This is a genomic window from Paenibacillus bovis (assembly GCF_001421015.2).
Taxonomy (GTDB): domain Bacteria; phylum Bacillota; class Bacilli; order Paenibacillales; family Paenibacillaceae; genus Saccharibacillus; species Saccharibacillus bovis.
This window is the reverse complement of the sequence record NZ_CP013023.1, coordinates 2,080,864-2,094,884: the sequence shown is the minus strand read 5'-3', so window position 1 is coordinate 2,094,884 and position 14,021 is coordinate 2,080,864. Positions and strand designations below refer to the sequence as shown.

Below are 14,021 nucleotides of genomic sequence, written 5' to 3'. Positions count from 1 at the left end.
CATAGAAGATCATTGGGCTGCTATGGATATCCTGTACGTCATCTGTTATCATGGGTGCGTATGTGATCAACAGACTCCCTCGAAGCTTCCGATCTATAACGGGGAAGATGCGGCAGAACCAACTTCTGTTTTTGAATGAGTAGATTGGGTAAATTAACAGTGTTTCAACCGGGGCGCACAGGCAGTTATGCTGACTGGCTAAGTTGATGGCTGTACATCCAATCCATACTTCTCATCTATGACATCAACGATATCCATACACCCACACTCATTGACAACAGGGGGTAACCAAATATGGGGTTAACCAAGCAAGAACGTATCCAACTTCACAACTTTAACAACCTGACCAAATCACTCAGCTTCAATATGTATGATATCTGCTATACCCGTACCAAAGAGGAACGGGAAGCCTATCTGGAATATATTGACGAGCAGTATAATGCCGATCGCCTGAGCAAAATTCTGACCAATGTATCGGATATTATCGGAGCTCATGTACTGAATGTAGCCAAACAGGACTATGTACCACAAGGTGCCAGCGTAACGATGCTGATCTCCGAAGGACCGGTAGAAACAGCACCGAACGCTTCATTCGAAGAATCTCCAGGCCCATTGCCAGAGCATGTACTGATGCATCTGGACAAGAGCCATATTACCGTGCATACGTATCCCGAATATCATCCCGATGAAGGTATTAGCACGTTCCGTGCCGATATTGATGTATCCACCTGCGGCGAGATTTCTCCGCTCAAGGCATTGAACTTTATGATTCATTCGTTTGATACGGATATTATGACGATGGATTACCGGGTTCGCGGTTTTACGCGCGATATTGAAGGACACAAATTGTTTATCGATCATGATATCAGCTCGATTCAGAACTTTATCCCGGATGAAGTTCAGGATATGTACCATATGATCGATGTGAATGTATACCAGGAGAATATTTTCCATACCAAATGTAAACTGAAAGAATTCGATCTGGATAATTATCTGTTTGGTTATACCAAAGAGTCCCTGTCCGAAGAAGAGCAGGCACAGATCACCAAGCGATTAACCCGCGAAATGGATGAGATCTATTACGCCAAAAATATCGACGATAAGGACGAATAAGAATAAGTCGGTCATTATGGACTGACGTGCAGGATCACGAGGATTATTGTGAAGCATAATTCTTTTATTCCCTTTTCCAGCAAGAGGTCTCTGTGTCCACGAGGAGCATAGAGACCTCTTATGCATAATATGAACTCTATTATGCATTCTGGGATACATACGACCTTTTCTAAACGATTCGAATATATTTTATTTAGCGGGCACCGGCTTTAAGTGGTGTCCGTTTTGCTATGCTGTTTTATAGCGCGAAATTCGATTGTTGAATTGCTACCTATCCGGACGTCTGTCGTGTATGATAAATTTCAGAATTTATTCTTATCTGATTATTGTAAAAATAGCGTCAAATCCCCTTACATATCCGGTTTATCAGGTCCGATCACATACACTTTGATGCCTGACTTCCGTCCAAAGGAACGGGCATCATCCAGACTGTTCATATAAACGTCTATTTTGTTTCCTTTGATAGCGCTGCCCGTATCTTCTGCTTTGCGATAGCCTACACCTTCAATATACATCCACCAGCCCATGGGAATGACTGTTGGATCGACCGACACGGTCTGTCCTTCTGTTACGATAGCTCCGGAAGCTGTCACGCCATACCCGGCGTCTCCAGGCTGCTTGCCTGTACTTTCAATCCCCGCTGTATAAGCAGTAAGTTCGGCCGCCAGCTCATAGCGGTAAGATGTTACGGGGTTCACCATCCCAGCCGAATGGGCTGACATCGTTGACAGATGGGCTGTCGGTACGGATGATTCGGACTGATCTCGGCGGACGGCTTTCTGTTCCTCTTGATCTATTTTCGCAGCTGTCAGCACTGGAGCGCTCAGCGTATTCTGTGCAGGCGAGCGGGTCCCTACAGCGACAACCTGTGCAATATACGGCTGTACCATCTGTTGGTCCATCCTGCGGTCAGACACGGTTATCCCATCGTTACGATCAGCCAGACGGGTGATGCGGACAGTACCCTCCCGGCCGGCCTGAATAATCTGCTGCTGCCCCTGAGCCAATTGAGGGTCCTGATAATATACTGTCTCGTAGGGAACAGCTTGCAGAACCACACTTTCCTGACGGGTAACCCGGGTAATACGGATCGTCATCCGGTTAGACAATGCTGTATCTGCCGGCGGCTGCAGCAGATCATCATCTGCCAGACGGATATGCTGCTGGCGAAGCAGATCGCTCACTGTTCCTCCATGAGTACGAATAGTGTAATGCTGTCCATCGGCAAGCACGGACACTACAGGCATTGCCACAGGCTGCTCCTCTTGCTGTCCCATAATGGAATAAAGATACAGACCAATCATGCCTATCAGAAATACAGCACCGGTATATACAAGTACAGTCTTCAACAACGGATAGCGGTAATTCATCCTATACTCCTTTCACAACAAAAAAGCACCAGACCCCCATCGCGGGGAGTCTGGTGCTTCCAGTTCCGAATCATTTATTTTCTATAGTATAGCCGTAAATGGATCATTTGCCAACCGGTTAGACAACGCGCGCTAGAATCCGGGATTGCACTTGTTCCAGGAGTACCGTCCGCCGTTCATTCACCTTGTCCATCAGCTCCGCACATTGCTGTTCATAAGCGGCACGCTGGTCTGCATTTTGCAAGGTAACCAGATTGATCTGCACAGTCAGCATCGACGATCGCGCCGCTGCTTCGAACAGGATAATACCTATTCCGATATCGGACAATACGGTATGGTTGCATACCTCGATCAGCGGAGCTGCACTGTACAATCCATACAGACAGCATTCCATCAGCTGCAAGGGCGTGTCGATCGCCTGGATTTTCATATCGTATACTGTTTCCTGACGCTGCTCCTGCTGTTCAGGCGTACGATGCGGCATCCGCAAAGCTTCGATATATTGGCCAAAAGCTTCAATATCCTTGGCCATCAACCATTCACAGGCAGAGGATATATATTCCATATCCTGCAGCGCCTGAGCGACATGCTGTTCAATCTGTTCATAGCCTTCTCCTTGCGAGAAGTTGGCTGTCATCGAAGTCATTGCTGCTCCAAGCGCTGCGACAATCGAGGATACACTACCGCCTCCGGGTGTAGGCTCCGATCTGGCAAGCTGTTCCATAATCCTGCGTAGAGGCTCATCCCATGATACTGTGTTCATTCCGATCCCTCCCATAATCAAAGCCTGGTCTTTCTGTATGTTACTTACCCGTTTTGCTCGAATAAAACATCTTCCTATCTAAAACCGGCGGCAGTTATATCCCTGTATACCCATATCCTATGGATGCAAATGATTATTTTGTGCTGTCTGCTGTCTATTTTGTTGTTCTACCAGTACTCTGCGAATCTCGGTCGGATGAATTGGCTTGCCAATAACATCCAGCATACCGCTGCGCAGGCATTCTGCCTGAATATCACTGCCCACGTTGGCAGTCACAGCCACAATCGTTGGCCGTGCTTCCGGAGGCAGCAGCTGCTGAATCAGATTGGAGACTGCGATGCCGTCCATCATAGGCATCTGTATATCCATAAACACCAGGTCATAATGATGCCTTACGATAGCAGCATAAGCTTCCACTCCATTACTGACCGTATCCACCTGGCAGCCAAACTTGCGAATAATATCTTCGAGCAGCTGCTGATTCACCGGATGATCCTCGGCAATCAAAATAGACAGATCCGATACATCCAGCTCATCATGGTTGATCCATTCCAGATCCATAGCCGCAATCTGCTCGGTCTCTTCCTCTGCAATCTGCTCGGTACCCAGCCAGCTGCAGGGCAGGATAAAACGAAAAATGGAGCCAATATTCTCACGGCTCTCGACATGAATCGTCCCGCCCATCAGCTCGATCAGCTTTTTGCAGATAGACAGCCCCAGCCCGGTTCCTCCGTATTTGCGGTTCAGTGCCGGATGCAGCTGGGAAAAAGATTGGAACAACAGATTTTTCTTGTCTTCCGCTATCCCTACGCCGGTATCCTCTACCAGAAATTCCAGCATCAGCTGCTTTTTGTCACTGTCTTCATACAGCTTGTCCACAATGATTCCGATAGTTCCTTTATCCGTAAACTTGATCGCATTACCGACCAGATTGCTCAGAATCTGACGCAACCGATCCGGATCGGCTACGATTTTACGGGGCAGTCCCGGGGATACATACCAGGATAGATCCAGCTTTTTCTCCATGGCGGCAGGAGTGAACAGTTCGGCAACATGTTCCACCAGCACCTCCAGATCAAATTCTTCGGGCTCAAGCGAGAATTTTCCTGCTTCGATTTTGCTGAAATCCAGAACATCATTCAGGATTCGCATCAGTGAGGTTCCGCTATTGCGTATAATTCCGGCATAATCCCGCTGAGTCTCGTTCAGATCCGTATCCAGCAGCAGATTAGTCATTCCGAGCACCCCGTTCATCGGTGTACGAATTTCGTGGCTCATCATCGCCAAAAAGTCGGATTTGGCTGAAGCAGCTTGTTCGGCCAGCTCCTTTTGCCGCAGTACTTCACGTTCATTGGTAATATCGCGGAATACAATAACGGCACCCTGAGTCTGCTCATTTACAATAATGGGATTGATATTATATTCCACCAGACAGCTGGAGCCGTTCTTTTTCCAGAAGATTCCCTCTTTGACGGAACGCGGAATACCATCGCGAATCGTAGCACAGATTGGACACTCTTCTATAGAGTAGGGTACTCCTCCCGGTGCGGATGGATTAATGATGTGATGACTGTAATGTCCTTTGAACTCGCTCTGGGAAAAGCCCAGCATGGACAGGGTAGCCGGATTGGTAAACATAACCTTGCCGTCTTTATTGAGCCCGAATATTCCTTCCGAGACCGAACTGAGGATCAGATCATGTTCGTAATCCAGCTTTTCCAGCTTGCGAATATACTCTTTGCGTTCGGTAACATCGCTGGCAATCCCGTAGACGCCCACAATCTCGGAATCGACAATAATAGGCACATTGATAACGCTGATATCGATCATTTTGCCGCTGCTGTGTACGACGGTTGTCTCGTAATTTTGCGGGATTCCGCTGCGCGCCGCTTCAAAATGCCGATTCGTATCTTCTATTTTGTCCGGTACAATAATATCATGAAAAGACATCTTCATAATCTGCTCCAGCGGGTAGCCGAGTAGCAGCGCCAGATTGCTGTTGCTCGATGTATAATTGCCTTCCCAATCAAAAGAATACACACTCGCCGGGTTATACTCGAACAGGGATTTGTAGCGCTGCTCGCTCTCCTTGAGCTGACGTTCGGCTTTTTTGCGATCGGTAATATCACGGGATACGGCAATAATTTCCTCGATTTCACCGGTCTGTTCGTTATAGCTGTACCGGCCTGTGCTTTCGATCCAGAGGTAATGTCCTGCTTTGGCACGCATGCGATAAGAGACGGTATAAGCGCTCTCCCGGTTCAGCATCTGTTCCAGATAACGGGTAACCACTTGAATATCATCCGGATGGAAAAAGTCATAGGCACTTTTACCAAGCATATCTTCCGGTTCATAGCCTAATATGGTTTTGCAGGCAGGCGAGGCATACAGATAAGACGCTTCTTTGTCTGCCATATGTCTGGAAATAAAATCAAGGGAATACTCGGAGATCAGCCGGAAATCCTTTTCACTCTGCCGAATCTGCTGTTCCATGATTTTCTGTGAGGTGATATCCCGGCAGATGACGTAGATGCCTATCACCTCTCCGGTATGCTGAATAGGGGTGAATGTCATTTGCAGCCAGATTTTGGAACGGTTCTTGTGCACGGTTTCCATTTCCAGTGTCGATGCCGTTCCTGACAGCGCCTGACTGATTGCATTTTGCAGCGGCTGTATAGTGCGACAGGTCTGCAGATGACTCTCGGTAAAAATATACAGTTCTTCAAAGTGATAACCGGTCATATGCCGAATAGCAGGATTCGCACAGACCAGTACACCGGTATGGTCCAGAATCAGTATGCCATCCGGTGAATTGGTAAATAAAGAATCCTGCAAAGTACTTTCTGAAATCAGCTGCAGTAATAATTCGGTATGATTCTGTTTCAAAAATGCCTCTCTCCCTGTAGTGTGACTCCATCTATTGTTCTCAAAAATAAATTTAGTAGTTAACATGCAGATTACATCCAATAATAATTGGAATATTGGTAAAAAACCACCCTTATTCCTTATTTACACCACAAATTTAAATAGGACGCATTCCTTTGGCATACAGTCGGAACTGCTGAATATACCAAACCAATGTAATCTTCAAGAACACTTTGTCAGGTTCACTGCAAGTCGGGTATAATTAGACGGTACGCGATAATGGATAACACAGTTTGAACAGCAGTATATATTGATTACATGTACAGAAAGGACGATGGTATGGTCCGCTTTGGTATTATTGGCACTAACTTTATTACGGAACGATTCATTGAAGCCGCCAAACGCAATGACGATTTTGAACTGACAGCACTGTATTCGCGCACACCGGAACGCGCCCAGCAGTTCGGTCGCAAGCATGAAATTGCTCATCTGTTCACTGATCTGGAGGAAATGCTCGGCAGCGGACAGGTAGACGCCGTCTATATCGCCAGCCCCAACTCGCTGCATGCAGAGCAGGCTGTGCTCTGTATGGATCACGGCAAGCATGTACTCTGCGAGAAGCCGCTGGCTTCCAATGTTGCAGAAACACAGGCCATCATCGATGCGGCAAAACGGAATAATGTAGTCCTGATGGAAGCGATGAAATCGACGATGATGCCCAATTTTGAGGCGCTGCGCAGTAGTCTGCCCAAGCTGGGACAGGTTCGTCGCTATTTCTCCAACTACTGTCAGTATTCTTCCCGTTACGATGCCTATAAGGAAGGCAATATCCAGAATGCTTTCAAACCCGAATTTTCCAATGGTGCATTGATGGATCTTGGTGTCTATTGCATCTATCCGCTGGTCGCTTTGTTCGGTCGTCCCAATACGGTCAAGGCCACCGGTGTTATGCTGGAATCCGGCGTGGATGGCGAAGGCAGTATCGTCGTCTCCTATGACGATATGGATGCAGTCGTAATGTATTCCAAAATTACCGATTCTTCTCTTCCTTCCGAGATTCAAGGTGAACTGGGCAGTATCCGGATCGACAAGATCAGCGAACCCAACCAGATCGTTATGACGTATCGCGGCGGTTATACGGAAGAACTGCATGTTACCCAGTACGAACCACCCATGTATTACGAGATTCGCGAATTCCTGGATCTGATAGCCGAAGGACGTCAGGAATCCAGCATCAACTCATGGGAACATTCCCTGATTACAGCCGAGATTATGGAAGAAGCCCGCAAACAGCTGGGACTGATTTATCCGGCTGACCGCAAATGAATAACCACTTAGCATCACTCATTCTTTTTACGGAATGCAAAAGGAAGACTACACCTCAGTGGGTAGCCTTCCTTTTTTGGTTTCTTTATTTATGCAAGAACCCTGTACACATACAACAACTGAGCGCAGCCATATGATACAGGTCAGCGATCGTTCGTTCCTTTAACGTGCGTTTTCAGTCTCGGTCATCAGCTCATCCAGCGCTTTGCCGTATTTGCTGAGACGTTCCATATCCTTCTCGGAAGGCTCCACATTGCGCGAAGGGTCCATATTATCCTCGATATCTGCCATTTTGACTGTACGGGCCAGCGAATTCTGCTTGGCGCGCAGAACGAAATCCTCATAGTCTTCATCTTCCTGACGACTCATCGCCTGCACAGCTTCTACAATTTCCTCGGAGAATCCTTCGGCTGCAAGATCGTGGGCAGTCACATCTGTATCCTCCAGTACATCATGCAGGACAGCGACGATACGCGCTTCCTCCGAACTCATCTTGAGCATAACGCGCAGCGGGTGCAGAATATACGGTTGACCGGAACGGTCGATCTGCCCAGCATGTGCGCGGGTTGCCAGAATAATGGCTCTTTCCAGATTGCTCATCAGTACTCACATCCTTTGAATGAAATAATCGAAAAACGCTGCATGTTAGTTATTACACAGCATTAGCCGGATGAATCAGCTCATCCGGCTAATGTGGATCTATACAGTTTATCCGTTCTAATACTATAGCTGACCTATACACTGTACACCCTTGATCTATTCCCGGGATACAGCCTCTTGTCAGAGCGATAATGATTACCGATCAGACACATCCATTAATCCGGATATACGTTAAAATCGGTTACCAGCTGTACAGGGCTGCCATCCTCGCCATATCCGATATAGCTGTGATAGACCCCATTGCCGAAGCCGCTGGAAAAAAGGGCGATATTATCTCCTGTCTCCAGTTCGGTCACCAGCCAGCTGCGCGAAGGACGGAACGATTCAATCGCTGCCGATTCCCACGCATCCATCAGTTCCTGGGCCACTTCGGGATTATCCATTTCCTGCTGTGCGGATAGCCACTGATACGCTTGGGCATCCAGCAGACTGCCGGTTCCGGAATCTACGGCATATCCCCAGCGAGCCTGCTCATACAGATTATTTGGGTCCGCTTCCGGACTGAATTCGCGCTCTGCTCCTGCCCAGCGGGCGACGGGAGCGTCGCTGAACTTCACACGCACAAACGCAATACGTTCATCCACCATATCTTCCCGGCCTTCCTTGTATACGGCCGGATCGGTAATGCGGGCAATCGACAACTCGACAGGGAAAGATCCTTTGGGGAACACTTGCACAAATGGGGTTGATTCAATCAGGCTGTATGGATCATCGGCCACAATTTTGCCTGTGGTCACGCGCAGCTCCCCGATAGACTTGGTATAAAAAGCAAGATTACGTCTCTGGCCTCTCCAGAATTTGACCTGTTCCAGGTGAACACCTTCCCCGAACACTTCCTCCAGTACCTTACTCTCATGCATGACCTTGTCCATCTTTCTTTCCTCCCTCAGCAGTATGATAGTATGCCACGCCAACATGTCATGTAACCAAGGCAGATCTGCACAGCAGAACAGCAATTCATCGACCGGATACAGATACTCACAGTCTCCGTGCTACCACATCAGGCAGTATGCCGCTCCAACTATCGCGTATAATAACGTCGGACATTTATGGATGATTTAGGATGACGCCAATCGCTTTATAGTAGATTAAGTATCATTATACCCTTCTCCACCGCAGAAGGAACAATTTTTTATGACATATTCGCAAAAATATAATATAACTTTTTGGAAATCGACAATGGATAATGTTTTGCTTTTACTTTATGCGATAATTCTTCATTTTCCGACAAATGAACAAAGAAATAATATTTTGCATGATGTGGATAGAACAGTTATTGAATGATTTTCCGGTATCGCGCATAATGTGATAGATGAGTCATCACGAGAGAGGATGGAGAACGAGTTTGGAAGAACCGACAACCCTCAGCAGGGCGATCAATGAAATTATGGATACCTGTATGCTGGCCGGTCAGATTATGCTGCAAAGTGGCGCGGAGACTTACCGCGTGGAAGATACAATGACCCGTATAGCGACTTCGTACGGGCTGCCGGGTGCGCACAGCTATGTGACACCTACCGCGATCATGTTCTCGATTACCGGCGCAGAAAGCGCGCGGCTCGCACGGATTGCCGAGCGGACAACCGATCTGCACAAAATTGCCCAGGTAAACGCTATTTCACGTCAAATCAGCAGCGGACAGCTGACGCCGACAGAAGCTTATCCACTGCTCAAAGTGATCGAAGCCGGTCCTGCAGAATATTCCTCCTGGATGAAAATGATAGCTGCAGCGATTTCCAGCGGCTGTTTTACGATTATGTTTCAGGGCAGCTGGGGAGATTTTATTCCTTCCCTCGTTGCAGGTCTCGCCGGGTATACCACGATGCTTTATTTGCATAAATGGGTGCAGGTGAAGTTTTTCGCGGAGCTGTGTGCAGCATTTATTATCGGACTGCTGGCTTCCCTGTTTATTGGCTATGGCTGGGGAAATGAACTTGATAAAATTATTATCGGCTCCGTTATGCCGCTCGTACCCGGGCTGCTGATTACCAATGCTATACGCGATCTGATGGCAGGTCATCTTGTCTCCGGCATCTCCAAGGGTGCTGATGCACTGCTTACGGCTTTTGCCATCGGAGCAGGAGTTGCTATCATTCTAACATTTGTCTGATCCGGATGAACCGATAGATTCAGGAAAGGAAGTTATGCCTATTATGCTGGCTCAGTTAATTACCAGCTTTATCGCTACTGCCGGATTCGGCATTATCTTCAATGCGCCGCGCCGTTCGCTGCTGCAGTGCGGCGTAGCCGGCATGCTGGGATGGATCGTCTATGTCATGCTGTACCAACATATCGATCCGGTTGGCGCGACGCTTATCGCTACTTTTATTGTAGGCGGCATCAGCCAGATGTTTGCGCGCATTTACAAGACACCGGTTATTATTTTCAGCGTAGCCGGAGTTATCCCGCTTGTGCCCGGTGGTATGGCTTATAATGCCATGCGATCTTTTGTGGAAAATCATTATACGGCTGCGACCGAGCTGGCTGCACAGGCAGCGATGATATCCGGTTCGATCGCACTGGGGCTTGTATTGTCCGAAGTGTTCAATCAAATGATACGCCGTGCTGCCCGTTAAGGGGCTGCACGGCGTATTTGGCCTGAAGCGGATATGTTATTGGACAGGCTATAGCGAGATTATATATTTTCCTTCTAAATAATTAGACCGGGAGTTCTCCCTGTTCATAATGACCTGCCAGTTCCTGTATAAATTCGTTCTCTAATCCAAGCAGATGCGCGCAGAAGACCAGGTCCATATCATCACTGACATAGGCAGCCAGCTCACTGCTGCCGGATGCCCGAATCACCTGATCAAATGCCTGACGGCTCCATTCGCGAACCTGCTCCTCCTCTGCCGGATTCAGCCCTTCACGGCGCAGCTGCTGATAAGCCTGAATCCAGGCGGTATCAAAATCCGCACTATCCCGGTATTCCAGATAACGCTCGATATCCAGCTGTTCCCACATATCCGAAGACAGCAGCGAACCGTTTTGCAGCCTGGACTGTAACTGATGAATTGTTGTTTTCTCCATATAAATCCCCCTTTTGAAATCAGCCCGGACGACAGGACAGCTTCACCCAATCGTTGACTTCATCGAATCCGGTCACCACAGTCTTGAGCATATGTCCGGGATAACGATGCTCTACCGGAACAAACTGGGCGCATTCATCGTCAGCTACAATACCAAAAGCATCATTGGGCAAACTCAAAATAATTCCCTGTGGATAGCTCACTTCGACGACTCCGGTCACCTTATCACCGGGCTTGTAATGCGATTTGACACGTTCCCAGCCTTTGCGATACGGCTGCATAGCCTGCGCCCACACCTGTTCAAATTGTTCCCGTGAAATGTCTTCTCCGTCCGCGCCATCCATGCTCTGATCAAAATCCTGTTCATACAGGCAGAAATGAAGTTCCTCATCCGGACGGCTGGAGACCACCCAGTGCTCCTCATCCTCAATTACCTGACGCAGCACATTACGATCGTCGTCAATTTCAAAGTAGTAATTCTCATCGCTTTCTTCAAAGCGCAATCTGTAATATTCCATGCTGCTGCCTATCCCTGACTGCGGGAAGACCGATTGGACTCCTGCATCCCTGCATAATAGGCTTCGCCCGGATCAACGTCCAGTACGACCCGGCGCGGTCCGACCAGCGAATACTGGTGTTCCACTTTCCAGCGCTGATTCTCATGCATACCGATCGTCTCGCCGTCTGCTATAATATCGCCCTGATGATACAGATACTCGGCGGTATTCATCAGAAACTGCGCCACTTCTGCCGGTTCGATATCATAAAAGTGACACTGCACATCCGGTACACCCAGTGCAGCCAGTCCGCGGCTGTCCATAACCATTTCCCGGCGTTCGTTATCCGACTGGATATTGTACAGGCGAATATTCAAAGCGCCATACAGCTCATGTCCCTGACTGAATGCTTCGAGTAATGCCTGCGGATCTATCAGTTTGTCACTTTCCTTGTAATACACAGCATCACAGGGAGCTACTTCGAGAATCGCACGCAGCACATGATTGAACAGCGGCAGTCTGCGCTGATGCGGCATCCCACGTGCCATCATATCGGTAAGAATCATCTCGTAAGAGCAGCCAGCCAGCGTATCTGCTACTTCCGGCCAGTGCCAGGATTGCTGGATCGCTGTCTCATATTCCTCGGGACGTATGCTATTTCCGGAAGGCATCAATACCGTCTGGACAGGCATGGGACCTTCCTGATACTCCAGGGTATGATTCAGATGAAAGAAATGATAATGATCTTCCAGCTGCTCCTGTGAATCTCCGTTTTCATTGACCGATTCACGGGCTTCCCAGACTGCCAGTGTCTCTTCCTGTCCCTCCAGATCGTCTGCTGTATTCAGCGGACCGGTATATTCCTGTATTTTGGCATATAGTGCTTCACGATCGATTACCGGTTTTTGCTTGTATAGCAGCTTCGCCGTATAAATAGCCGCATAGCCATAATCCTGTTCAAGACGCTGCTGTTCTTCCGGGTCCGGTTGATTTGAATTTGTTGGTCTCATCTTTTTACCCCTTTCAATCTGTTGATCTGCTTCTCCATAATGGTGGCTAGGCTATTATTACCCGCTTGAGAGCTATTCTGAATTATTGTACCGGATAAATAATGACATCGCGATTTTTATCATTGTACAATCGTTATGTTTCATGCAAAATCAGCTTGTACAAGTATGTAAGATCAGGATGATTATTATTTTCGCTTTAGCTGGGCGATATCCTTTTCACAGCCTGCGTTTCCTTTTCCCTGTATCCTTTTGCAAAAGGTATTACATTTTCCGAAATCCATACTACCGCGTTTATTTATCAAAGGAGGCTACACTTATGCTGCATCCCAATACAATCAAAGTCCGCGAACAAATATGGAATTTTGCCGGTTCACTGGATGAGCCGATATTAAATGAACATGCCCGTCCTGACCAATGGACTATCGCCCAGGTTATGGAGCATCTGTATTTGATGGAGACTGCCATTACCGATCGGCTGGCACATACTATTCAGCAAGATGAGCCGACACCGGCTCCGGTCTCCGGTGCGACAGCTACTCCGTCTTTCCATCTGACCCTGGATCGTTCACGTCATATCCCTGCACCACCTGCCATGGTACCGGCAGACAAGCATTTGACACTCACTGAACTTCGTGCCCGGCTGGATCGTTCACGCAGTCGTCTGGAAGAGACGATCCAGACAGCGAGCAGCGAAGATCTGCATCTTAAAACGATGAATCATCCGGTATTTGGCCCGTTGACTCTGGAGGAATGGAATGAATTTATCGGTCTTCACGAGCAGCGTCATCTGGAACAAATGAAAGAAATCCATGCAGCGCTGACCGCTGCCGATTAATCTTTGTTCCTTTTATTTTCAAATCTGCAAATAGCCCACCTTATATCACAACAGGTGGGCTGTTTATTGTATACGGATAATCTACTGCTTCGCAGATACATTATATCGGCATTCTGCAATTATCCCAATCGTCTGGCGATAGGGTGATCTTCGTTTAATTGCAGTAAATCCCATAGATTGCCGTAGAGGTCCTCGAAGACGGCAACCATTCCGTAATCTTGCTCTTTGGGTTCTCGCACAAAATGGATCCCTTGAGCTAGCATGGCATGATAATCTCTCCAGAAATCATCTGTATTCAAAAACAGAAACACCCGTCCGCCTGCCTGATTACCAATAAAAGGCTCTTGTTCAGGTTTAGACGCGCGCGCCAGCAGGATCGTGGTGCCCGTAGAGCCGGGAGGAGCGACAACCACCCAGCGCTTTTCCTGCTCAGGCTGGTAAATATCTTCGATAAGCGTAAAATTTAATTTTTTTGTATAAAACTCGATAGCTTCATCATAATCGTGAACGACCAGAGCAATATGAACAATAGACTGATTCATGTGTGAAAACC

14 protein-coding genes are annotated in these 14,021 nt (G+C 47.8%); 5 read left to right on the top strand and 9 right to left on the bottom strand.

The genetic code is table 11. The features are described 5' to 3' along the window. Positions 1-294: 294 nt before the first annotated feature. On the top strand, positions 295-1,113 hold the full coding sequence (speD, locus tag AR543_RS08930; RefSeq protein WP_060533652.1) for an adenosylmethionine decarboxylase: 819 nt from the start codon (positions 295-297) through the stop codon (positions 1,111-1,113). 350 nt (positions 1,114-1,463) lie between these two features. Here speD and AR543_RS08925 read toward each other — a convergent pair whose 3' ends face one another. The 3 genes from AR543_RS08925 to AR543_RS08915 all read right to left on the bottom strand — a co-directional run bounded on the left by AR543_RS08925 (position 1,464) and on the right by AR543_RS08915 (position 6,132). Further along, positions 1,464-2,483 (bottom strand): G5 and 3D domain-containing protein, encoded by a 1,020-nt coding sequence (locus AR543_RS08925; protein WP_060533650.1) that lies wholly within the window; start codon positions 2,481-2,483, stop codon positions 1,464-1,466. Positions 2,484-2,601: 118 nt separating this feature from the next. Further along, positions 2,602-3,246 carry a cyclodeaminase/cyclohydrolase family protein gene (locus tag AR543_RS08920; RefSeq protein WP_060533648.1) on the bottom strand — a complete coding sequence of 215 codons (645 nt, stop codon included), beginning with the start codon at positions 3,244-3,246 and terminating at the stop codon, positions 2,602-2,604. 117 nt (positions 3,247-3,363) lie between these two features. Then, positions 3,364-6,132: a PAS domain-containing hybrid sensor histidine kinase/response regulator gene (locus AR543_RS08915; protein WP_060533646.1), complete on the bottom strand. Its 2,769-nt coding sequence runs from the start codon at positions 6,130-6,132 to the stop codon at positions 3,364-3,366. A 318-nt stretch (positions 6,133-6,450) separates the two neighbouring features. Between AR543_RS08915 and AR543_RS08910 the strand changes: the two genes are divergently transcribed. After that, complete coding sequence (locus AR543_RS08910; protein WP_060533644.1) at positions 6,451-7,437, top strand: Gfo/Idh/MocA family protein; 987 nt, start codon at positions 6,451-6,453, stop codon at positions 7,435-7,437. A 162-nt stretch (positions 7,438-7,599) separates the two neighbouring features. Here AR543_RS08910 and AR543_RS08905 read toward each other — a convergent pair whose 3' ends face one another. Next, on the bottom strand, positions 7,600-8,037 hold the full coding sequence (locus AR543_RS08905) for an HD domain-containing protein (RefSeq protein WP_060533642.1): 438 nt from the start codon (positions 8,035-8,037) through the stop codon (positions 7,600-7,602). A gap of 215 nt (positions 8,038-8,252) precedes the next feature. Further along, positions 8,253-8,969 carry a DUF4241 domain-containing protein gene (locus tag AR543_RS08900; RefSeq protein WP_060533640.1) on the bottom strand — a complete coding sequence of 239 codons (717 nt, stop codon included), beginning with the start codon at positions 8,967-8,969 and terminating at the stop codon, positions 8,253-8,255. 515 nt (positions 8,970-9,484) lie between these two features. Here AR543_RS08900 and AR543_RS08895 point away from each other — a divergent pair. Both AR543_RS08895 and AR543_RS08890 read left to right on the top strand, forming a co-directional pair. Beyond that, complete coding sequence (locus tag AR543_RS08895; protein WP_174703763.1) at positions 9,485-10,207, top strand: threonine/serine exporter family protein; 723 nt, start codon at positions 9,485-9,487, stop codon at positions 10,205-10,207. A gap of 43 nt (positions 10,208-10,250) precedes the next feature. Beyond that, entirely contained in the window at positions 10,251-10,673 is a 423-nt protein-coding gene (locus tag AR543_RS08890) for a threonine/serine exporter family protein (RefSeq protein ID WP_060536707.1), read from the top strand. An 82-nt stretch (positions 10,674-10,755) separates the two neighbouring features. Here AR543_RS08890 and AR543_RS08885 read toward each other — a convergent pair whose 3' ends face one another. From AR543_RS08885 to AR543_RS08875, 3 genes are read right to left on the bottom strand one after another with little or no spacing between them, the layout of a single operon-like run. Next, positions 10,756-11,127, bottom strand: coding sequence for a hypothetical protein (locus tag AR543_RS08885; protein WP_060533636.1), 372 nt, complete (start codon positions 11,125-11,127; stop codon positions 10,756-10,758). Between the two features lie 19 nt (positions 11,128-11,146). Continuing rightward, complete coding sequence (locus AR543_RS08880) at positions 11,147-11,644, bottom strand: hypothetical protein (RefSeq protein WP_060533634.1); 498 nt, start codon at positions 11,642-11,644, stop codon at positions 11,147-11,149. An 8-nt stretch (positions 11,645-11,652) separates the two neighbouring features. Continuing rightward, positions 11,653-12,633 (bottom strand): DUF4261 domain-containing protein, encoded by a 981-nt coding sequence (locus AR543_RS08875; RefSeq protein ID WP_060533632.1) that lies wholly within the window; start codon positions 12,631-12,633, stop codon positions 11,653-11,655. A 316-nt stretch (positions 12,634-12,949) separates the two neighbouring features. On the opposite strand from AR543_RS08875, the gene AR543_RS08870 reads away from it, so the two are divergent. Next, on the top strand, positions 12,950-13,468 hold the full coding sequence (locus AR543_RS08870; RefSeq protein ID WP_060533630.1) for a DinB family protein: 519 nt from the start codon (positions 12,950-12,952) through the stop codon (positions 13,466-13,468). 119 nt (positions 13,469-13,587) lie between these two features. Here AR543_RS08870 and AR543_RS08865 read toward each other — a convergent pair whose 3' ends face one another. Beyond that, a complete protein-coding gene (locus AR543_RS08865; protein ID WP_060533628.1) occupies positions 13,588-14,010 on the bottom strand; it encodes a VOC family protein in 423 nt (140 codons plus the stop codon). Between the last annotated feature and the right edge of the window lie 11 nt (positions 14,011-14,021).

Coding starts and splice junctions, on each gene's coding strand:
- speD (WP_060533652.1), top strand. CDS start 295: ATGGGGTTAACCAAGCAAGAACGTATCCAACTTCACAACTTTAACAAC.
- AR543_RS08925 (WP_060533650.1), bottom strand. CDS start 2,483: ATGAATTACCGCTATCCGTTGTTGAAGACTGTACTTGTATATACCGGT.
- AR543_RS08920 (WP_060533648.1), bottom strand. CDS start 3,246: ATGAACACAGTATCATGGGATGAGCCTCTACGCAGGATTATGGAACAG.
- AR543_RS08910 (WP_060533644.1), top strand. CDS start 6,451: ATGGTCCGCTTTGGTATTATTGGCACTAACTTTATTACGGAACGATTC.
- AR543_RS08905 (WP_060533642.1), bottom strand. CDS start 8,037: ATGAGCAATCTGGAAAGAGCCATTATTCTGGCAACCCGCGCACATGCT.
- AR543_RS08900 (WP_060533640.1), bottom strand. CDS start 8,969: ATGGACAAGGTCATGCATGAGAGTAAGGTACTGGAGGAAGTGTTCGGG.
- AR543_RS08895 (WP_174703763.1), top strand. CDS start 9,485: ATGGATACCTGTATGCTGGCCGGTCAGATTATGCTGCAAAGTGGCGCG.
- AR543_RS08890 (WP_060536707.1), top strand. CDS start 10,251: ATGCTGGCTCAGTTAATTACCAGCTTTATCGCTACTGCCGGATTCGGC.
- AR543_RS08885 (WP_060533636.1), bottom strand. CDS start 11,127: ATGGAGAAAACAACAATTCATCAGTTACAGTCCAGGCTGCAAAACGGT.
- AR543_RS08880 (WP_060533634.1), bottom strand. CDS start 11,644: ATGGAATATTACAGATTGCGCTTTGAAGAAAGCGATGAGAATTACTAC.
- AR543_RS08875 (WP_060533632.1), bottom strand. CDS start 12,633: ATGAGACCAACAAATTCAAATCAACCGGACCCGGAAGAACAGCAGCGT.
- AR543_RS08870 (WP_060533630.1), top strand. CDS start 12,950: ATGCTGCATCCCAATACAATCAAAGTCCGCGAACAAATATGGAATTTT.
- AR543_RS08865 (WP_060533628.1), bottom strand. CDS start 14,010: ATGAATCAGTCTATTGTTCATATTGCTCTGGTCGTTCACGATTATGAT.